The sequence below is a fragment of the Planococcus sp. RAB007_Raresut genome (assembly GCF_057369535.1).
On the sequence record NZ_JBXYIF010000003.1, the window covers coordinates 38,288 to 57,783 of the forward strand.

General features: G+C 44.7%; 21 protein-coding genes. 19 read left to right on the plus strand and 2 right to left on the minus strand.

The annotated features are described in order from the left end of the window. Window positions 1–243: 243 nt before the first annotated feature. The 6 genes from pepV (at window position 244) to AC2Q9J_RS06855 (ending at window position 5,692) form a co-directional block, all read left to right on the plus strand. The gene (gene pepV, locus AC2Q9J_RS06830; RefSeq protein ID WP_499038345.1) at window positions 244–1,623 is read left to right on the plus strand and encodes a dipeptidase PepV; all 1,380 of its coding nucleotides are present in this window, start codon (window positions 244–246) and stop codon (window positions 1,621–1,623) included. A gap of 73 nt (window positions 1,624–1,696) precedes the next feature. Beyond that, window positions 1,697–2,548 (plus strand): D-amino-acid transaminase, encoded by an 852-nt coding sequence (dat, locus tag AC2Q9J_RS06835; protein WP_499038347.1) that lies wholly within the window; start codon window positions 1,697–1,699, stop codon window positions 2,546–2,548. A gap of 131 nt (window positions 2,549–2,679) precedes the next feature. Next, window positions 2,680–3,219: an RNA 2',3'-cyclic phosphodiesterase gene (gene thpR, locus AC2Q9J_RS06840; RefSeq protein WP_499038349.1), complete on the plus strand. Its 540-nt coding sequence runs from the start codon at window positions 2,680–2,682 to the stop codon at window positions 3,217–3,219. A 22-nt stretch (window positions 3,220–3,241) separates the two neighbouring features. Then, window positions 3,242–4,153 (plus strand): diacylglycerol/lipid kinase family protein, encoded by a 912-nt coding sequence (locus AC2Q9J_RS06845; RefSeq protein WP_499038351.1) that lies wholly within the window; start codon window positions 3,242–3,244, stop codon window positions 4,151–4,153. Window positions 4,154–4,171: 18 nt separating this feature from the next. Continuing rightward, complete coding sequence (gene trmB, locus AC2Q9J_RS06850) at window positions 4,172–4,819, plus strand: tRNA (guanosine(46)-N7)-methyltransferase TrmB (protein WP_499038353.1); 648 nt, start codon at window positions 4,172–4,174, stop codon at window positions 4,817–4,819. Between the two features lie 18 nt (window positions 4,820–4,837). Then, the gene (locus AC2Q9J_RS06855) at window positions 4,838–5,692 is read left to right on the plus strand and encodes a YtnP family quorum-quenching lactonase (protein ID WP_499038355.1); all 855 of its coding nucleotides are present in this window, start codon (window positions 4,838–4,840) and stop codon (window positions 5,690–5,692) included. Window positions 5,693–6,047: 355 nt separating this feature from the next. On the opposite strand, the gene AC2Q9J_RS06860 is transcribed toward AC2Q9J_RS06855, so the two are convergent. Beyond that, window positions 6,048–6,605 (minus strand): AAA family ATPase, encoded by a 558-nt coding sequence (locus AC2Q9J_RS06860; protein ID WP_499038357.1) that lies wholly within the window; start codon window positions 6,603–6,605, stop codon window positions 6,048–6,050. 101 nt (window positions 6,606–6,706) lie between these two features. Continuing rightward, the gene (locus AC2Q9J_RS06865) at window positions 6,707–7,021 is read right to left on the minus strand and encodes a peptidase M4 (RefSeq protein WP_084246570.1); all 315 of its coding nucleotides are present in this window, start codon (window positions 7,019–7,021) and stop codon (window positions 6,707–6,709) included. Between the two features lie 172 nt (window positions 7,022–7,193). On the opposite strand from AC2Q9J_RS06865, the gene AC2Q9J_RS06870 reads away from it, so the two are divergent. From AC2Q9J_RS06870 to ccpA, 13 genes are all read left to right on the plus strand, one after another. Then, the gene (locus AC2Q9J_RS06870) at window positions 7,194–8,267 is read left to right on the plus strand and encodes a M42 family metallopeptidase (RefSeq protein WP_499038359.1); all 1,074 of its coding nucleotides are present in this window, start codon (window positions 7,194–7,196) and stop codon (window positions 8,265–8,267) included. A 45-nt stretch (window positions 8,268–8,312) separates the two neighbouring features. Continuing rightward, on the plus strand, window positions 8,313–8,834 hold the full coding sequence (locus tag AC2Q9J_RS06875) for a DUF84 family protein (protein WP_499038361.1): 522 nt from the start codon (window positions 8,313–8,315) through the stop codon (window positions 8,832–8,834). Window positions 8,835–8,894: 60 nt separating this feature from the next. Continuing rightward, window positions 8,895–9,410, plus strand: a complete 516-nt coding sequence (locus tag AC2Q9J_RS06880; protein ID WP_499038363.1) for a hypothetical protein — start codon at window positions 8,895–8,897, stop codon at window positions 9,408–9,410. Window positions 9,411–9,421: 11 nt separating this feature from the next. Beyond that, entirely contained in the window at window positions 9,422–9,739 is a 318-nt protein-coding gene (locus AC2Q9J_RS06885) for a thioredoxin family protein (RefSeq protein WP_499038365.1), read from the plus strand. A 61-nt stretch (window positions 9,740–9,800) separates the two neighbouring features. Further along, complete coding sequence (locus AC2Q9J_RS06890; protein ID WP_499038367.1) at window positions 9,801–10,616, plus strand: DUF1444 family protein; 816 nt, start codon at window positions 9,801–9,803, stop codon at window positions 10,614–10,616. Next, window positions 10,613–11,221 carry a YtpR family tRNA-binding protein gene (gene ytpR, locus AC2Q9J_RS06895; protein ID WP_499038369.1) on the plus strand — a complete coding sequence of 203 codons (609 nt, stop codon included), beginning with the start codon at window positions 10,613–10,615 and terminating at the stop codon, window positions 11,219–11,221. Before AC2Q9J_RS06890 ends, ytpR begins: the two co-directional genes overlap by 4 nt. Before the next feature lie 6 nt (window positions 11,222–11,227). Further along, window positions 11,228–13,675, plus strand: coding sequence for a DNA translocase FtsK (locus AC2Q9J_RS06900; protein WP_499038371.1), 2,448 nt, complete (start codon window positions 11,228–11,230; stop codon window positions 13,673–13,675). 140 nt (window positions 13,676–13,815) lie between these two features. Next, the gene (gene murC, locus AC2Q9J_RS06905) at window positions 13,816–15,129 is read left to right on the plus strand and encodes a UDP-N-acetylmuramate--L-alanine ligase (RefSeq protein WP_499038373.1); all 1,314 of its coding nucleotides are present in this window, start codon (window positions 13,816–13,818) and stop codon (window positions 15,127–15,129) included. A 140-nt stretch (window positions 15,130–15,269) separates the two neighbouring features. Beyond that, window positions 15,270–15,761: a DUF948 domain-containing protein gene (locus AC2Q9J_RS06910; protein WP_499038375.1), complete on the plus strand. Its 492-nt coding sequence runs from the start codon at window positions 15,270–15,272 to the stop codon at window positions 15,759–15,761. 35 nt (window positions 15,762–15,796) lie between these two features. Continuing rightward, a complete protein-coding gene (locus tag AC2Q9J_RS06915) occupies window positions 15,797–16,606 on the plus strand; it encodes a YtxH domain-containing protein (protein ID WP_499038377.1) in 810 nt (269 codons plus the stop codon). Between the two features lie 16 nt (window positions 16,607–16,622). Then, a complete protein-coding gene (ytxJ, locus tag AC2Q9J_RS06920; RefSeq protein ID WP_117312042.1) occupies window positions 16,623–16,952 on the plus strand; it encodes a bacillithiol system redox-active protein YtxJ in 330 nt (109 codons plus the stop codon). Between the two features lie 168 nt (window positions 16,953–17,120). Continuing rightward, the gene (locus tag AC2Q9J_RS06925; RefSeq protein WP_499038379.1) at window positions 17,121–18,206 is read left to right on the plus strand and encodes a bifunctional 3-deoxy-7-phosphoheptulonate synthase/chorismate mutase; all 1,086 of its coding nucleotides are present in this window, start codon (window positions 17,121–17,123) and stop codon (window positions 18,204–18,206) included. A 279-nt stretch (window positions 18,207–18,485) separates the two neighbouring features. After that, entirely contained in the window at window positions 18,486–19,487 is a 1,002-nt protein-coding gene (gene ccpA / locus AC2Q9J_RS06930) for a catabolite control protein A (protein WP_499038381.1), read from the plus strand. Window positions 19,488–19,496: the final 9 nt, after the last annotated feature.

A 19,496-nucleotide genomic window follows, 5' to 3' on the forward strand; every position in this document is an offset into this window, starting at 1 on the left:
CGGCTGGTTTAGGGCAAGTGTTTGAGACATCCTCCTAAAAATATTATCTGCCAGTCTAATTTATCTGACAATTTGATTATATCGAAAAAGTGTTTTAATATCCATGTTTTTATTTTAATTTACTTTAATTAACAAATAATTTACATATTATCATTCATCAGAATTCATAAAAAATATAACCGGATTTTCTTTTAATAAATCTAAAAAGGTGTACAATGGTGGTAATAAAAGTGGGGTGTTTAGATGGATTGGCAGTTGGAAGCAGAGAAAAGACAGGAAAGCATGCTGAGGGAATTGCAGGAATTGATTGCAATACCCAGCATATTGAGCGATGATGCAGCACCGGATGCCCCTTTTGGCAAAGAAGTGAAGAGGGCATTGGACTGGTTTTTGGATAAAGGCCGTGAAAATGGCTATCAGGTTAAGAATGTCGATAATATCGCAGGTCACTTGGAGATTGGGACAGGTGAAGAATTGCTGGGAATCCTCGGACACGTCGATGTGGTTCCGACCGGTGAAGGGTGGACAAAAGACCCGTTTGGCGGAGTGATTGAAGACGGCAAATTATTCGGCCGAGGAGCAATCGATGATAAAGGGCCGACAATTGCAGCGTGGACTGCTTTGAATATGGTCAAAGACGCAGGTTATGAGTTCAATAAACGCGTGCGGCTTATTATCGGAACAGATGAGGAAAGCGGCTTCCGCTGTGTTGAAAACTATTTTCAAAAGGAAGAAATGCCCACCATGGCATTTGCACCTGATGCTGATTTCCCGATTATCAATGCAGAAAAAGGAATTGCGGCTTTAATTTTCTCTCAGGTTTATTCCGGCAAGGAAGATCAATTGATCACATTCAAATCCGGCGACCGGACGAATATGGTGCCTGACATCGCGGAAGCGGAAGTGGAAGGAACACTGTCTGATTGGCGATCTGAATTTGAAAAGTTTACGGCTAAACACGATCTTGCTTTTTCAGCAGTCGAAGAAGACGGCATTGTGAAGCTTACCGTTCGCGGGAAAGCGGCACATGCAATGGAGCCGGACGATGGCATCAATGCCGGCGTCATGCTCGCCTTGTTCCTTAAAGAGCACCTAACGGGTGACGGTCAGGTATATACTGAATTTATTGCTGATAAGTTTTATGGCGATACACGCGGCAAGGCTTTCGGACTTGCTTTTACGGATGAAGCATCAGGAGATACGACATTCAATGCAGGGATTATGCGTTTTGAAAAAGCCAAAGGGGGAAAAATTGAAGTAAGCATGCGCTATTCGATTTCCTACCCGTTTGATGAAAAAATGGCTGATTATCAGGTGGAAGGTTTTTCGATGAACATCCATTCCAATTCACAACCTCATCATGTCGATGAAAATGATCCGTTTGTCAAGACACTCCAGTCTGCCTATGAAAAGCAGACCGGCGACAAGGCGGAGCTGCTGGCTATTGGAGGCGGCACGTATGCAAGAGTGATGGATAAAGGCGTCGCATTCGGTATGCTGTTCCCGGGCGAGAAAGATGTAGCCCACCAGCTGGATGAATTCGTGGATATCAGTAACCTGACAAAAGCGGTTGCGATTTACGCGGAGGCGATTTATCAGCTGGCATGCAATAAAAAAGAGTGAAAATGTCATAATCATACAACATTAATTGATTCATCATGGAAAAACACTATCAGAAGCGAAAGAGGGATTGGCTATGGAATGGATCTTACACAACGATGAGTTTATTCAGGAAGATGAGCTGAAGATATCAAAAGAGGACCGCGGGTATCAATTCGGCGATGGGATCTACGAGGTGATCCGTGTATATAATGGAAATCTCTATACGGCAAAAGAACATATCGACCGCTTTTACGCGAGTGCTGAAAAAGTGAAGATTGTCGTGCCTTACACGAAGGACGTTTTCCACAAATTGATGTACGATCTTGTCGAGAAAAATGAAATCAATAACGGGCAGGTCTATGTTCAGATCACACGAGGATCATATATACGCCAGCACCAGTTTCCTGCAGACAGCTCGCCGGTTGTGGTCGGCTATACGAAGACTGTTGAACGTCCCGTGGAGTTGATGAGAAACGGTGCCCGTGCGAAATTCATCGAAGATATGCGCTGGCTCAGATGCGATATTAAGAGCCTGAACCTGCTTGGGAATGTGCTCGCGAAACAGGAAGCGTATGAAGACGGTTGCTATGAAGCAGTTCTGCACCGTGGTGAAATCATCACGGAAGGCTCATCATCCAATATGTACGGGATCAAAGACGGCGTTCTGTATACCCATCCTGCCACAAACCTGATATTGGACGGCATTACGAGAAGAACAATTCTTGGTCTATGCGAAAAGGTTGGAATTACGGTACAGGAAACGCCGATGACAAAAGTGCAGGCGCTTAAAATGGATGAGTTCTTCATGTCATCCACGACAGCTGAAATCATTCCGCTTACAGAGCTCGATGGCTTCAAAATTGGGAATGGTGAGCGGGGCCCGTTGACTGAGAAACTGCAGCAGGCTTTTGAAGCGAAATTAAACCTGGGTGTTGAAGTGCAATAAACTCCTATCCGAAACAGCAGCCGAAATTACAGGCTGCTGTTTTTGATTTGAATCGATTTTTTGATCATCCCGATAAAATCAAGCTGACCGTTAACACCGGAGAAATGGTAAACTGATAAAAGGTGATGCAGATGGAAAAACATTATTTTATTGGAATTAAAATACCGTTTCCTGTTGCGCAAATTCTCGCCGAACAGCGTGATTCATGGCATTTGTCCAGCCATAAACGATTACCTGTGGCAGAAGATCTTCACATCACATTGCTGTTTCTGGGCGGCGACCCGCATGGTGAATTCCAGGAAGTGGCGGAAGCATTGGAGAAAGTGGGTCATAACCCTTTTACTGTGGAAATTAAAGGTACAGGATATTTCGGTAAAAAGGACCGTCCACGGGTGGTATATGCTTCCACCGAAGAAAATGAATCGTTGAATAATTTGCAGCAGAAGATTAAAGATATCCTAAAAAATTTTCAATTGAGTCCGGACAATAAACCGTTTGTTCCGCATATCACACTCGCGAACAAATGGATGGGCCAAGAGCTGTGGGAAGGGATTCCCGAGCTTAAGACCGGCCGCTTCGAAGTCGGGGAGTTCAGCTTGTTCCGGATTGAACCGACCCAAACACCACGCTATATTGCTGTACAAAATTATAAATTGAAGGATGGCGTATGATTGCGCCAGTGGGCGAGGTCTAATGAGGACAATATTCATAATAAATCCGGTTGCCGGCAATGGAAAGGCTATGAAGAAATGGATGAAATTCAAAGAAACCATCGAATTTCCATTTGAATTGGCCGTCAGCCAATACAGCGGGCATGCCACTGAGCTCGTGCGGGAATTGCAACATTCACCGGAACCGGTTCTGGTGATCGGTTTCGGGGGAGACGGCACTTTACGGGAGGTGATTGCCGGGGCGGCAGGTTCACAACAAGTACTTGTAGGCTCCATCGCAGCCGGATCCGGCAATGATTTTGGCCGCGGTTTTCATTCTTTTAAAGATGCCGTGGAAATTGCTGATTTTGTGAAGAATCCTGCTGCCAGCAGGAAAGATCTTGGAGAATTCTTTGACGGCAGGGCCTATCAGTTTGTCAGCAGCACAGGCATCGGCTTTGACGCGGAAATTTCAGTGAAGGTCAATCGATCAAGGATCAAGCATTGGCTCAATAAAATCGGGATGGGCAAACTGGTTTATTTGGTGTATGTCATTATTACACTGCTGAGATTTCGACTTTTCCGGCTTACTGTAGAACAGGAGGGTGAAATGCTCCATTTTGATAAAGTCTGGTTTGCGACAGTCAGTAACCAGCCCTATTTTGGCGGCGGCATGAAAATTTCGCCACATTCTGTGCCGGACGATGGCGTTTTGGAGCTGACCGTTGTCAACCGCCTTTCCCGATTGAAACTGCTGCTCGTTTTTGGTACGGTATTCAGCGGGAAGCATCTGCGATTTAAAGAAGTTCATCAATTGAAGGGCACCCGATTTTCATTGTCAGCCGACCAGCCGGTTTATCGCCATCTTGACGGCGACAGTGCCGGACGTACACCTGAAGATCGCAGCATCAGCTATTCGGTCAGTGCGAGTGACTGGCATTCTGTAAATAAATGATAGAAAGAGGAAGAAAAAATGAGAGCAAGATATAAACCATGGGCAGCGGAATTGATCGAAGCCCATCCGGAAATCGTAATTCCGGAACCAGCAAAATTGAAAGGCAAATGGAAAGAGGAGTTTGGCAACACGAATCCTCTGCATATTGAAGCCGGAAGCGGCAAAGGCCGTTTCATCACAGGAATGGCTATGGCGAATCCTGATATCAATTACATCGGCATCGAATTGTTCGACAGCGTGATCGTTACGGCGCTTCAAACAACGCTGGAGCAGGAAAATGGCATTCCGAATTTGCGTCTATTGCGTGTAAACGCGCAGGAAATGGAAAGCTTTTTTGAAAAGAATGAAGTGGACCGCCTGTATTTGAATTTCTCCGATCCATGGCCAAAAACGCGCCACGCTAAACGTCGCCTGACGCATGAATCATTCTTGAAATTATATGAAACAGTATTGCCAAAGAATGGGGAAATTCATTTCAAGACGGACAATCGTGGACTTTTCGAATATTCGCTGACAAGCATCTCGGAATACGGCATGCTGCTGAAGAGTGTTTCGCTGGACCTGCATGCAAATGAACCTGAATGGAACATCATGACGGAATACGAAGAAAAGTTCATGAAAAAAGGCCAGCCGATTTACCGGATGGAAGCACAATATAATTCGTAAACTGAAGGGGATGGGATGATGGATAAATTTGATTTTCACGATATGAAGTTGACTTGGCTCGATGGGGGCACAACGAATCTCGATGGCGGCACCATGTTCGGCGTAGTGCCGAAAGTGGTGTGGTCAAAACGGTATCCGGTCGATGAAAAGAATAATATCGAGCTGCCGACACATCCGATCCTGGTTCAATATGACGGCCATAATATTTTGATTGACAGCGGCCTTGGCGACGGGAAATTGACTGATCGCCAGAAGCGGAATCTTGGGGTGTCTTCTGAGTCTTCATTGAATAAGAATTTGGAGGAACTCGGCTTGTCTGCCGCTGATATCGATACGGTGCTGATGACGCATCTGCACGGGGACCATGCGGCCGGTTTGACTGGCAGGCAGGGGGAAGAGTACGTATCATCATTCCCGAATGCGAAAATTTATGTTTCAGCAGTCGAATGGAATGAAATGCAAAATCCGAATATCCGCTCCCGCAACACGTACTGGAAAGAGAATTGGGAGCCGATTCAGGATCAGGTGGAAACTTTTGAAGCTGAGTTGACGCTATTCGGCGCAATCACGATGATCCACACAGGCGGCCATTCAAATGGCCACGCTGTCATCAAACTGGAAAGCGGCGGGGAAACGATTCTTCACATGGGCGACATTATGCCGACTCATGCCCACCAGAATCCGCTTTGGGTATTGGCTTATGACGACTATCCGATGGATTCGATTTATGCGAAAGAACGTTTGATGAAAGAGGCTTTGGAGAACGGGTACTATTTCTCGTTCTATCACGATGCCTATTATCGCCTGCTGAAATGGAGCAATGACGGCAAAGAGATCGTGGAGTCGGTGCAATATAAAGAGAAGAATATCTGATTTTGAGGGAGGCACCGCTTTGGCGGTGCTTTTTATTTTGAAGGGAAGGTGACCGCAACTAAATTGGGGATTTCCGCAACTAATGTGGTGAATTCCGCAACTAAAAGCTCAAATCGCGCAACTATAAATAAAATATTGGAAAATATTTCGTTTATTTGAGCTGATTTATAGCTAACCGCACCTCAGATGGTTTTACCCGCACCCCAAAGTGCTCAAGCCGCACCCCGAACGTTTTAACCCGCACCCCAAATCCACAGCCGCCCATTAACTTATATTCCCAATTGAAAAAGACTCCCAAAAAGGGAGCCCACACTATATTTTCACACACACTTCTCAAATCCCGCCAATAGCATCCTCACAACCCAAAATGCTCCTTAATCAGACCAGCGATTCTCTCTGGACTGACACCAGAATTATTCAAACGCAAATAATGGTCAGCCTGAATTTCATTTTCATAGGAATTCAGCCGGTAGATTTTATTGGAATGGACCATTTCCTTCTCGGAGGCAGCGGTGTCCCTTTTTGTCGGCTTATGTTCGAGGCGGTTGGAGCTTTTATTTCTTATGAGCCTTTCATCCAGCTCTGCTTCGAGTTCGACAAAATAGATTTCTGCACCTTGTGCCTGGAAAATCGCACAGGTCCTGTTGACGAAATCCCAGTCTTCCTGCTGGTCGAATGCCCAGACGTATGTAAAAATCATGCCGTACCGATCGCTCTTGGCGAAGGCGCTGAAGATTTCTTCGCGGAACATGGTGGACAGCTTCCACATTTCTTTTTCAAAGCCGAAAAACGGTTCCAGCAAATCGATGGTCATGTGGTTGTGCAATAAATTCAAATCAGTTATTTTCGCCAATTCCTGGCCGACAGTCATTTTGCCGACTGCCTGTGGACCGAACAGCAGAACAAATTTCATCTTCATCCACCTGGACTTTCGCTGAATTTTTCACGAAATAAAAACTGCAGGCACGCGGAATTTCTTTCGCATGCCTGCAGATGGAAACATTCGAGTGAGTTTTAAACTTTTGAAACTTCTACGACTGCGCCGGTGAAAGCGTCCGCCATGAATTCGAATTGCTCAAGTTCATCGTCGCGGTGTCGAGTGATGCCGCCTTTGTAGACATCCGTCGTAATCGCGTGCTGTGTATAAGGTTCTGTTTTCATGTAGATCCATGAACCGTCAATCGGACCTTCTTCTTTAAACGAATTCTTCACTTGCTTCAATACTTCATCTGCCGGGTAAAGCTTCTGGTTGCGGTCAACCAATTCTTTGACGACAAATGTTGCAGCTACTCCGGTAGCGAAGCCGATCAATAAATCACGATTTTTCAATTAGATCCCTCCTATACTTACTGGCTAAATTGTACCATAACTAATAATTAAACGAGAAATGATAGCAACGTCTTTATTTGCTTCCTTTCGATATTCGAAATAAAAAAGTGGAAATAAACTGAAAAAAGCTCTAAACTGGTTAAAGGCATTTCATTTAGGAGGAAGTTGTATCATGAATAATGAAACGAGAGAATTATTTAAAACACTAACTGAGTTACCCGGTGCGCCCGGCAACGAACATGCTGTCCGCAAATTCATGAAAAAAGAATTGGGTGCGTTTTCCGATGAATTGATACAGGATAATCTAGGCAGCATCTTTGGCGTTAAGCACGGCGAACAGAATGGACCGCGCATTATGGTGGCGGGCCATATGGATGAAGTCGGCTTTATGGTTACACAGATTACTGATAATGGGATGATCCGCTTTCAACCGCTTGGTGGCTGGTGGAACCAGGTAATGCTGGCGACACGAGTGGAAATCATCGCAGGCGATAAAGTGATACCTGGTGTAATCGGATCGATTCCGCCGCATTTATTGAGCGAAGAATTGCGCAGCAAACCTATGGATATCAAGAACATGCTGATTGATATCGGTGCTGACGATCGGGAAGATGCGTTGTCGTTCGGCGTTCGTCCGGGACAGCAGATCATTCCATACAGCCCATTCACTCCAATGGCAAATGATAAAAAAATCATGGCAAAAGCTTGGGACAACCGTTACGGCTGTGGTTTGGCAATTGAGTTATTGCGTGAATTGAAAGACGAAAAATTGCCGAACGAATTGTTTTCCGGCGCGACGGTTATGGAAGAGGTCGGCCTGCGCGGTTCACAGACGGCTGCAAACATGATCAATCCGGATATTTTCTTTGCGCTTGATGCCAGCCCGGCGAATGACGCTGACGGCAATAAAAACGAGTTTGGCCAATTGGGCAAGGGGACGCTCCTGCGCATTTTGGATAAGAGCATGGTCACGCACCGCGGCATGCGGGAATTTGTTCTCGATACAGCAGAATCGAATAACATCCCGTACCAGTATTTCATTTCACAAGGCGGTACGGATGCAGGTCGTGTGCATACTGCAAATGAAGGAGTGCCAAGTTCCGTAATCGGAATTTGCTCCCGTTATATCCATACCTCATCGTCAATCATCCATACAGATGATTACGCTGCCGCGAAGGAATTATTGGTGAAGCTGGTGAAATCAGCTGACCGGACAACAGTGGAAACGATTAAAAATAACGTCTAAAAAGTGCCCTCGGGCGCTTTTTTTTTATAGAAAGGATCAATGCAGATGAATAACTTCAAAATTGCTGTTGCATCTAAAAATCCGGCGAAAATCAGGGCAGTGGAAGATTGTCTTGCTGAACTTGCGATTCAATATGAAATTACAGCCGTCGAAACGGATTCAGGAGTATCGGCACAGCCATTCTCTGTGGAGGAAACGAGGCAGGGAGCGGTCAACCGTGCAGTCTCTGCGATTGAGGGGGGATATGATTTCGCTGTGGGTCTTGAAGGAGGCGTCTATGACCTTGATGGCACGCTTTATCTTTGCAATTGGGGAGCGTTTTCGACTGCGGATGGGAAAGTCTATACTGCCGGAGGTGCGCAAATTCCATTGCCTGACATGATTGCACGAAAACTAAAAGAAGGATTGGAACTTGGACCGGTGATGGATGACTATGCTGATGAAACAGGCATCCGCCACGACAAAGGGGCAATTGGAATTCTTACAGCGGGGATGCTTAACAGGGGAGAGATGTTCGGGCATATTGTGAAATTGCTTATCGGACAATACCGCCTGGGCATCGGTTAAGTTGCATGTGATTGGAAACATCTTTAAAATAGAAGACAGCAAAGCAGGGGAGGAAGACGCGTGAAACGGTCAGTTTTAGTCACAGGAACTGTGTTATCCCTTTTTTTATTGGCAGGATGCATGGCGACTCCTGAAGAAAGATTGGCAGAAGGGCTTTCAGAAACCCGCACGGCTTTTGAAGAAGAGCCGCCGGAAACAAACGAAACCGCAGGACAAACGGAATTATATTTGCCTGGCGGCTACGATATCGAAGAGCCTTCTGATGAAAACAATATCATTATAACTAAAGGCAGCGATTCCTATGTCTTGTTCATCAATCCGAACGAAGCCGCTGACAGCAAGTTTTTCTACGATTTGCAGAAAGCGAATGATGAAGTGGAATGGATCGCTGATGAAACATTTGAACAGAATGGCCGTTTCGGTTTTACAACATTAAGAGCGATTGCTGAAGATCGGATCGAAATAGTGGTCAGTGCAGGCGGCGTGAAAATGACTGCCATCTCAGAAGAATCGGACGTTCCAGACAATATGGAATGGATGATGAAGACCGTGCGCTCTATTGATGAAGGAAATTGAGGTGAAGATAAATGAAAAAACTCCAATCGATTGAAGAGTTTAATGAACACAAAAACGGCAAGGGCGTAATTTTTATGTTCACAGCCGGATGGTGTCCGGATTGCCGTGTCATCGACCCGATCATGCCTGAAGTGGAAGAGTCTTTTGGACAATTGGATTTTGTATCAGTTGACCGGGATGAATTCATCGACTTATGCGCTGAACATGATATCTACGGAATTCCAAGTTTCCTCGCTTTCAGCGAAGGGAAAGAACTGGGCCGTTTTGTCAGCCGCGACCGTAAAACACAAGAGGAAATTGAGTCCTTTATTGCAGGATTGTCCTTATAATATCAAGACGGTTCGCCTGTGAGGGTCGAACCGTTTATTTTTGACAGAGAGGAAGATCGATATGAACTCCACACAATTATTCAATCTATTAAGAGAACGGTTGCCAAGCCATGATTTGGAATGGCGCTATGACCGTGAAAATAATACAGCGAACATCCGACACATTAAAGTTGGTAAAGGACTGACGCTCGACCTTCCGAAAATCACCAGCCGCTATGAAGTAAAAGGGGAAGAGGCATTGACTGAAATCATTTATACGATCAACGAAACATTTAATGCGATGGAACGGGAGTCAGAGGGCAATCTTCCTGGCGGGGAACATATCTATCCTGTAATCCGTTCAACTTCATTTCCGACGGAGTCCAACGAAGGAAACCGCTTCATCACAACGGACCATACTGCTGAAACCCGAATATTTTATGCGCTCGACACTGGGGCGGCCTATCGCTTAATTGACGAAAATGTGTTAAATTCATTAAGTCTGACAGAAGAACAGCTCAAAGAACTTGCGAGATTCCAGGTCAAGAAGCTGAAAACTGCGGTCAAGGAAGATCACGTTGCTGGAAACGTATTCTACTTCCTCAATGAAAACGATGGCTATGACGCCTCCCGAATTTTAAATGAGACTTTCCTGAAAGAAATGAAAAGCAAGATTACCGGGGATATGACTGTGTCTGTCCCGCATCAGGATGTATTGATCATCGGTGATATCCGCAACGAATCCGGCTACGACGTGCTTGCGCAAATGGCGATGCATTTCTTCACAACCGGTAAAGTGCCGATCACTTCTCTGTCATTCATATACGAAGACGGTGAATTGGAACCGATTTTCATCCTGGCTAAAAATAGACCCGAAGAGGAGAACGATAAAAAATGAACGCATTTTATAATAAGCAAGGAATAGGCGATGTACTGCTTGTCCAGCTGCAAACTGAAAAACCTGAGAAAATCCTAACAGAAATGAACGGCGATGTAACGCTTATTAAAAATGAAAGTGATGAAATTACGGGCTTTAATCTTTTCAATGCATCTCAGTACATCAGTTTCCCGGAAAGTGGAACGATCGATGTTTCCGAGCAGCTGGTTACTGAATTGCAGAACGCACTTGGAAAAAACAGCATTGACTATGTGCTGGAAGTCGATTTGTCGCCAAAATTCGTGGTCGGATATGTGGAGTCGAAGGAAAAGCATCCGAACGCTGATAAATTGAATGTCTGCCAGGTGGATGTAGGCGGCGAAAAACTGCAGATTGTCTGTGGTGCTCCCAATGTTGATGCCGGCCAGAAAGTGGTTGTCGCAAAAGTAGGAGCCGTAATGCCATCAGGAATGATCATAAAAGACGCGGAACTCCGAGGAGTGGCTTCGAGCGGTATGATTTGTTCGGCCAAGGAATTGGCTTTGCCGGATGCTCCAGCGGAAAAAGGGATATTAGTATTGGATAATGAAAATGAAGTCGGATCCGCATTTGAAGTAAAGGCGTGACTTGTTATGAGCTGGGTTAAAAAAGTATGGAATCGTATGTTTGCCGATGAAGTCGAGGAAGAAGCCGAACAGGAATATACAGCGCCTGTCGAGCAGAAAAGTGCGCATGTGCCTTTTCGCTTTCCGCTGATCACGGATGAAGAAAGAGAAATTTTTTTGAAGAAGGAACAGGGTGGCCAAAAAGTAACGATGGCTGAAGTGAGGGAAGAGCTTATTCGGCGTCCTTCACAATTGGCGCAGGAACCCGTTCGGAGAGAGGTCCGGCCGGAACCGAAACCGAAACCGATTCAGAGACAATCACCCCGACAGCCGATGCAGCGCCAGTCACCGGTTTCAAAACCTGTTAAAGAGACACCAAAACCGGAGCCCATCAAGCGCCGCTTTGAACCAACCAAGGTTCCGTCGCCTATTCATGGCTTCAATGAACCTAAACCAGCGCCAATAGAAATATTGCTTGAGCAAAAAGAGCGTAAAGAAGAATTCCATAGAGCGATTTCTCCGGTACAGGAAAATCCGGTCAGCGAAACCACTGATCAAGATGCAGCCCAAATATCAGCAGAACAAACAGAGCTGGAGCGCCAACTGCCTGTGATAGAAAATAGTTCTGAGCCTGATTCTGCGGAAATAGAAGAATCTTCATTACAGTCAGTTCAGGATGAAGAACTTGCCAATGTGCCTGATTCTGAAATTCCTGGTGAGGAAGAGGCACCTGAAATTACGGAAACTGTTGAACCGGAGCCAGTGAAAGAATCAGCATTGCCGGAAACAAATTCCGAGAATAAAGAAAAGCTACATACAGATATCCACGAGGATAAGAAGGAAGAACAAATTATCCTTTCAGAAAAGAAGAAAGAAAAAACAGTTCCATTTAATGTGCTGATGTTGAAATCTGATAAAGAGAAAACTAAAAAGCTGAATACAGCAACATTAAAACCACAAACTGCACCGGAAGAAAAACCTGTGCAGCCAGCTGAAAAACATCCGGAGGCAATTGCTTCAGAAGTAGCTCCAGTTGCTGAATCGGTTCCGGCACCAGCCATTTCTGTATATGAACATCCACATAAAGATTATCTTTCCGCGCCGGAAAATGACCGCAAAGATGATGAGTGGATGGAAGAACAGGGAGAGCGTCTGGTTGAAGCACTGTCGCATTTCCAAGTACAGGCGACAATTTTAAGTATTGTCCAGGGGCCTGCAGTCACTCAATTTGAATTGACTGTAGCACAAGGTGTAAAAGTCAGCAAAATCCGTAATTTGGCAGATGACTTGAAATTAGCGCTTGCCGCAAAAGATATCCGTATACAGGCACCTATTCCGGGTAAAAGTTCAATCGGGATCGAGATTCCCAATAGAACATCACGGCCGGTCAGAATTTCCGAAGTGATCGAGAGTCCGCAATTCCAGGATTCCGATTCGCCACTCGAAGCGGCGTTGGGCCTCGATTTGACCGGCCGACCTGTCACGCTGGATCTGCGGAAAATGCCGCATGGTCTGATTGCAGGTGCGACAGGATCCGGTAAATCCGTCTGCATCAACTCTTTACTGGTCAGTCTGCTTTATAAGTCTTCTCCACGTGACCTGAAATTATTATTGATAGATCCGAAAATGGTTGAGCTCGCGCCTTACAACCATATTCCGCATCTGGTAAGCCCCGTCATTACGGATGTTAAAGCGGCTACTGCTTCATTGAAGTGGGCCGTATCTGAAATGGAACGCCGCTACCAGCTCTTTGCTCATACGGGTGTCAGAGATATCAGCCGTTATAATAAAATGGTCAAAGATAAAGGCAATGATGCACAACATCTGCCTTATATATTAATCGTGATCGACGAGCTTGCAGACTTGATGATGATGTCCCCATCTGACGTCGAAGACGCGATTTGCCGCATCGCGCAAAAAGCGCGGGCATGCGGCATCCATCTGGTAATTGCCACTCAGCGGCCATCTGTGGATGTTATAACGGGATTGATCAAATCAAATATTCCGACACGCATCGCGTTTTCTGTTTCTTCTCAAGTAGACAGCCGCACTATCCTTGATTCACAAGGAGCAGAGCGACTGCTCGGAAGAGGGGATATGCTGTATCTCGGCAATGGCATGTCCGCGCCGAGCCGTATTCAAGGAACTTTTGTGACAGATGAAGAAATCGAAAAGATTATTGAACATGTCCGCGGCCAGGGCGAGCCGGAATATTTCTTCAAAGAAGAAGAATTGATCAAGCAGAACGCATCCGGCGCTGAACAGGATGATTTGTTTGAAGAGGCCTGCCGCTTTATCATGCAGCAGGGCAGCGCATCGACGTCCTTATTGCAGCGGAAATTCCATATCGGTTATAACCGTGCGGCTAGATTGATGGATTTGATTGAAGAACATGGTTTCATTTCAGAGCAGAAGGGCAGCAAAGCCCGTTCGGTACTGATTACTGAAGAGGATATTACGGAAGTATTTCAATAATTTTTTTCATTATTTCAAAATATCGATTATATCCCCTTTGGATAAAAATATGATATAATCGGATGATTGTTTGATCCATTCGGCTATCCACTAAATACAGATGGAATAGACTACTTTAAACTTCCACAGGAGGTTCACTTATGACAGTTTTACATTTTACCGGCATTAAAGGCTCAGGGATGAGTCCGCTGGCTCAGATTATGCATGATATGGGGAATGAAGTGCAGGGTTCCGATATCGCAAAATATTTCTTTACAGAAGAACGTTTGCGGGACAGAGGAATTTCAATCCTTCCATTCGATCCGGAAAATATTACAGCGGATATGACGATCGTCGCTGGGAATGCTTTTAATGATGAGCATCCTGAACTTGTGAGAGCCCGTGAACTTGGCGCTACAATCATCCGTTACCATGAATTCCTTGGGGATTTGATGAAGCAATATGTTTCCATAGCAATTACTGGCGCCCACGGAAAAACGTCGACTACTGGATTGATGGCACATGTGCTGAACGGCTACAAGCCTGTTTCTTATCTTATAGGGGACGGCACTGGATATGGTATGCAGGATTCCCATTTCTTTGTAGTTGAGGCTTGTGAATATCGCCGTCATTTTTTAGCTTATCACCCGGATTACGCGATTATGACGAATATTGATTTTGATCATCCGGATTATTTTGCCGGCATTGATGATGTTTTCAAAGCATTTGAAGAAATGGCCCAGCAAGTGAAGAAGTGCATCATCGCTTGTGGGGATGATGAATATCTCCAAAAGCTGCAGGCTCCGGTTCCGATGGTTTACTATGGTTTTGGTGAAGAGAATGATTTCCAGGCAAGAAACATCGTGAAAACAACAGAAGGCACAACTTTTGATGTAGTGATCCGCAATGAGTTCTTCCATACTTTCACTATCCCAATGTTCGGCGACCATACTATTTTGAATGCATTGGCTGTTATTTCACTGTGCCATTATGAAAATATCCCGGCGGATATTATCCAGCAGCAATTCAGTGGTTACCAGGGCGTTAAGCGCAGATTTTCTCAAACAGAGATCGGGGACCGCATTCTTATAGATGATTACGCACATCATCCGACAGAAATCCGTGCGACTTTGCAATCTGCACGGCAGAAATTCCCGGACCGCGAAGTGATTGCAATATTCCAACCGCATACTTTCACACGGACGCAGACGTTCCTCCAGGAATTTGCGGACTGCCTGAATGAAGCGGATCAAGTATATCTATGTGATATTTTTGGATCTGCCCGCGAAGAAGCGGGTACGTTAACGATTGGCGACCTTGAAGAGAAAATTAAAGATAGCCAATTATTACAGGTGGAAGAAGTGGCGAAGCTCAGCGAACACAAGAATGGTGTTTTCCTATTCATGGGTGCTGGGGACGTTACGAAATTCAAAGAAGCTTTTGAAAACCAGCTGAAGACAGAAGAAACAGTTTAACTTCCAAAGTTAAACTGTTTTTTTCTTTTTTAGCAGGTTTTTTTAATGAGTTTAGAGAAGTATTGTAAGAGGACTGTGTTTACCCGCAGTTCGTCTAGGGTAGAAATAATATATAACAGAATGTAAAAGGAGGAATTATTATGGATTGGCAAATACTGCTTTACATAGCCGCAATCGTGGCTGCAGTCGGATTCTTAATTCTATGCGTAGCTTTGGCAATGACATTGAATTCGTTGAAGAACACATTAAAAGAAGTTTCCGGCACAGTTGCCGGGCTTGAAAATCAGCTGCAAGGGGTGACGCTTGAAACCACGAACCTTCTGCATAAGACAAACGAACTTGCAGAAGATATCCAGGTGAAGACCGAGAAGCTAAATGGAGTGGTGGATGCTGTTAAAGGTGTCGGCAACTCAGTGACTGACCTTAATGCATCAGTAAGACGCATTACGATGTCTGTCGCTTCTCAAGCAGAACAGAACGAAGAGAAAATTGCCCAGGTAGTTCAATGGAGCAATGTCGCTATGGGTATCCGTGATAAATGGAAAACCCGTAAAGCTTACAGCACCCGCCAGACAGAATCTTATCAGCCGGTGCCAGGACAGAAACAGCTTCCACATAACGATCAATACTAATAAAAAATCAACTTATATAACTGGAGGAATGCAAAATGAATGGTAACAATAATGAGTACAACAACCAAAAACCTAATTATAATGACTCACAGTACAATAAAAATTATTATTCAAATTCCGGACAGAATTATCAGCAAAGCGATTATGTGCCTCAATCTTATGGCATGTCGAGCCGTTATGATGATCTCTACGATTACGAAGAAGAGTCAGGTTCAGGCAGCTTCATCGCCGGTGCTCTTGTCGGCGCGGTGATTGGTGCGGCAGCAGCGTTATTCCTGGCACCTAAGTCAGGCAAGGAATTCCGTGGAGACTTGAATAACCAGGTTACTACGCTGAAAGAAAAATCCCAAAGCTCTAAATCGGGTTCAGATAACGAAGGCGGCGGCTTGAAACAGCAGCTGAAAGACCAGTCTTCAAAAGTGGTCGATAAAGTAAAAGGCATGAAAGGCGGCTCTTCGCCAATGGATGATGGAACAGCATCATCTGAAGGAGAAGAATCGATTGATATGCATGCAACTATCGAAAATACAGTCCATGAATCCAATAAAGAGACTGAAGCAGCAGGCAATGAAGCATTCACATCAACAGCAAATGCATTAAAAGAAGCTGTAGAAGAAGTGAATGAGGACAAAAAATCAGGATCAGGCTATGCTACTGGCTCAACGGCAAAAGATGCCGGCAATACTAAAAACGGTTCGAACAAAAATCAGAACACTGGATCGGGTTCGAATTCAAAACAAAATAATGTCGGAAGCTATAATGCAAACAAAAATAACTCCGGCAATAATAACTCAAACAAAAACAATTCCAATTCCAACAGCAACAAAAACAATTCAACAAAATGATTTGGGAGCGGATAAAATGAAAAACCTTATACGCGTACAGGATTTAGACGGCCTTAAAAAGGCGGTCGAAGGAACTCAAAGCTATTGGCTTTTCAAGCACAGCAGCACGTGTCCGGTTTCTGCAGCGGCATGGAATGAATACAATGAGTATTGCTCATTGCATCCACACCAGACTTTCCTGTTCCTTGTAGTGCAGGAAGATAAGGAATTATCGCAGGAAATTGCGGAAATCACGCAAATTAAGCACGAATCGCCTCAGCTGATGCATTTTTCAAATATGCAGGTTGACTGGCATGCCTCACATAATAAGATCAAAAGTAAGGCAATGCAAGAATTTATTGCTTGATAAGACAGGCCGGAGCCCAGTGCTCCGGCTTTTTTTACATTAAAACACTTTAGTGCGTTGAAGCGCTAAAACATTTTTCGTGACTTTCCCGAATACTTTGCATATAATAGTCCTATCATGTTAAGATAAGTCACCGATTAAAGGTGATTTATGAAAGGGGAAATTAGGATGAGCCAGATGGATTTAGAACAGCTGAGAGAACAGGTCGATGCAGTAAACCTGCAAATTCTGTCCCTGATCAATGAGAGGGCTTCAGTTATACAGGAAATCGGCAAGATCAAGGAAAAACAAGGAATGAAAAGGTATGACCCGCTTCGTGAGCGTCATATGCTGGATTTATTGAAAGAAAATAATAATGGTCCTTTGGATCAAAAAACGGTTGATCATATATTCAAGGAAATTTTCAAATCTGCGCTTGATATGCAAGAAGAAGATACACGTAAAGCTTTGCTTGTATCGCGGAAGAAAAAAGCTGAAGATACAGTAATTGATATCAATGGTGAAAAAATTGGGCAAGGAGAGCCATCATTCATTTTTGGCCCATGTGCAGTTGAATCACAGGAACAGGTGTCGATTGTAGCTGAAGCGATTGGTAAAAAAGGACTTAAGATGATTCGCGGCGGTGCTTACAAACCCCGCACATCTCCATACGATTTCCAAGGCTTGGGCTTGGATGGTCTGAAGATGCTGAAAAAAGCTGCAGACCAGCATAAGCTTGCTGTGGTATCAGAGATCGTTACGCCTCATCACTTAGAGGAAGCTCTTGACTATGTCGATGTAGTACAAGTCGGCGCACGCAATATGCAGAACTTCGAATTGCTGAAAGCTGTCGGCAGCATCAACAAACCTGTCTTGCTTAAACGGGGGATGGCGGCAACGATTGATGAATTCATCAATGCGGCTGAATACATTATTGCTTCCGGCAACAGTCAAATCATTCTTTGCGAGCGCGGAATCCGCACTTACGAGAAAGCGACCCGCAATACACTCGATATCTCAGCAGTGCCGATTCTTAAACAGGAAACGCACTTGCCGGTGTTTGTGGATGTAACGCATTCTACTGGCCGTCGCGATCTGCTCTTGCCAGCAGCTAAAGCAGCAATCGCTATTGGTGCAGACGGCGTGATGGCGGAAGTACATCCGGACCCGGCTGTCGCTCTATCAGACGCACAGCAGCAAATGAACCTTCAGCAATTCGACGAATACTATGATTCGCTGATGAAATTCATGAAGCAATATGAAATGAAAATGTAATGCCAAAAAGCCGGGCGTAACCCCGGCTTTTATTTTTGTGAAGAAAAGGAAGTATAGAATTTTTTAGATTTATATTGGTTATAAAAAAGTGAATCGTTGTCCAGACTCCAGCGGCCCAGCTCTTCGGGTCATAAGCCAGCCTAGCTTCGTGGCGGAGCGCCACTGCGCTATTCTGTCATATGCCTTTCAGAGCTTAACGGGCGCGGTCGCTTTTCTTTATAGTTGATATACACAAACTTTTTGGCGTATGATTGAAGAAAAGGGAAAGAGGGCGCTTACATGACCGTAACGATTTATGATGTGGCAAGGGAAGCGAACGTTTCCATGGCAACCGTTTCACGAGTAGTTAATGGAAACCAAAACGTTAAACCAGCTACAAGAAAAAAAGTATTGAAAGTAATTGAAGAGCTTGGCTATCGCCCGAATGCAGTAGCACGGGGACTTGCCAGCAAAAAGACCACTACGGTTGGTGTCATCATCCCGGATATTTCCAACAGCACTTATGCAGAACTGGCGAGAGGCATCGAAGATATTGCAACAATGTACCGTTACAATATTATTCTTTCAAACTCAGATCAAAATGAAAATAAGGAATTGCAGCTTCTTGAAACGATGCTCGGCAAACAAGTTGATGGAATTGTTTTCATGAGTGATGTCATAACACCGGAATTGCTCCATGAGCTGGAACGTTCCCCAACGCCGATTGTCCTTGCTGGAACGATCGAAGAGACCGGCAAAATCGCTTCTGTGAACATCGATTATTATGAGGCGGCTTACGAAGCTGTGAAAAAATTAATTGATAATGGCCATAAGAGCATCGCCTTGGTGTCTGGGCCTTTAACATCGAAGATAAACAGAGATTATAAGATGAAGGCGTACCGTCAAGCATTGGAAGATGCGGGAATTGAATTTAAGTCCGAACTGGTGGTTGAATGCAATAATTCCTACGATGAAGGAATTGAAGCGGTGAAAGAACTGAAACCTTTTAAACCGACTGCTTATTTTGTCAGCAACGATGAGATGTCGATCGGTGTAATCCACCAAGTGGAAGAAGAGGGGCAAAAGATTCCGCAAGAGGTCGAAATCATCAGCTATGAAAACTCCAAATTGGCGCGGATGGCGCGTCCGATGCTGAGTTCAGTGGCATTGCCTTTATATGATATTGGGGCAGTGTCTATGCGTTTATTGACGAAGTATATGAATAAAGAAGAAATTGATGAAAACCAGGTTATTCTTCCTTATCGTATTGAAGAACGCCAATCAACTAAAAATGACGTGTGATTTGGTTTA

Bases quoted from the DNA above. Each gene is read 5' to 3' on its own strand.
- pepV (WP_499038345.1), top strand. From the start codon at position 244: ATGGATTGGCAGTTGGAAGCAGAGAAAAGACAGGAAAGCATGCTGAGG.
- dat (WP_499038347.1), top strand. From the start codon at position 1,697: ATGGAATGGATCTTACACAACGATGAGTTTATTCAGGAAGATGAGCTG.
- thpR (WP_499038349.1), top strand. From the start codon at position 2,680: ATGGAAAAACATTATTTTATTGGAATTAAAATACCGTTTCCTGTTGCG.
- AC2Q9J_RS06845 (WP_499038351.1), top strand. From the start codon at position 3,242: ATGAGGACAATATTCATAATAAATCCGGTTGCCGGCAATGGAAAGGCT.
- trmB (WP_499038353.1), top strand. From the start codon at position 4,172: ATGAGAGCAAGATATAAACCATGGGCAGCGGAATTGATCGAAGCCCAT.
- AC2Q9J_RS06855 (WP_499038355.1), top strand. From the start codon at position 4,838: ATGGATAAATTTGATTTTCACGATATGAAGTTGACTTGGCTCGATGGG.
- AC2Q9J_RS06860 (WP_499038357.1), bottom strand. From the start codon at position 6,605: ATGAAATTTGTTCTGCTGTTCGGTCCACAGGCAGTCGGCAAAATGACT.
- AC2Q9J_RS06870 (WP_499038359.1), top strand. From the start codon at position 7,194: ATGAATAATGAAACGAGAGAATTATTTAAAACACTAACTGAGTTACCC.
- AC2Q9J_RS06875 (WP_499038361.1), top strand. From the start codon at position 8,313: ATGAATAACTTCAAAATTGCTGTTGCATCTAAAAATCCGGCGAAAATC.
- AC2Q9J_RS06885 (WP_499038365.1), top strand. From the start codon at position 9,422: ATGAAAAAACTCCAATCGATTGAAGAGTTTAATGAACACAAAAACGGC.
- AC2Q9J_RS06890 (WP_499038367.1), top strand. From the start codon at position 9,801: ATGAACTCCACACAATTATTCAATCTATTAAGAGAACGGTTGCCAAGC.
- ytpR (WP_499038369.1), top strand. From the start codon at position 10,613: ATGAACGCATTTTATAATAAGCAAGGAATAGGCGATGTACTGCTTGTC.
- AC2Q9J_RS06900 (WP_499038371.1), top strand. From the start codon at position 11,228: ATGAGCTGGGTTAAAAAAGTATGGAATCGTATGTTTGCCGATGAAGTC.
- murC (WP_499038373.1), top strand. From the start codon at position 13,816: ATGACAGTTTTACATTTTACCGGCATTAAAGGCTCAGGGATGAGTCCG.
- AC2Q9J_RS06910 (WP_499038375.1), top strand. From the start codon at position 15,270: ATGGATTGGCAAATACTGCTTTACATAGCCGCAATCGTGGCTGCAGTC.
- AC2Q9J_RS06915 (WP_499038377.1), top strand. From the start codon at position 15,797: ATGAATGGTAACAATAATGAGTACAACAACCAAAAACCTAATTATAAT.
- ytxJ (WP_117312042.1), top strand. From the start codon at position 16,623: ATGAAAAACCTTATACGCGTACAGGATTTAGACGGCCTTAAAAAGGCG.
- AC2Q9J_RS06925 (WP_499038379.1), top strand. From the start codon at position 17,121: ATGAGCCAGATGGATTTAGAACAGCTGAGAGAACAGGTCGATGCAGTA.
- ccpA (WP_499038381.1), top strand. From the start codon at position 18,486: ATGACCGTAACGATTTATGATGTGGCAAGGGAAGCGAACGTTTCCATG.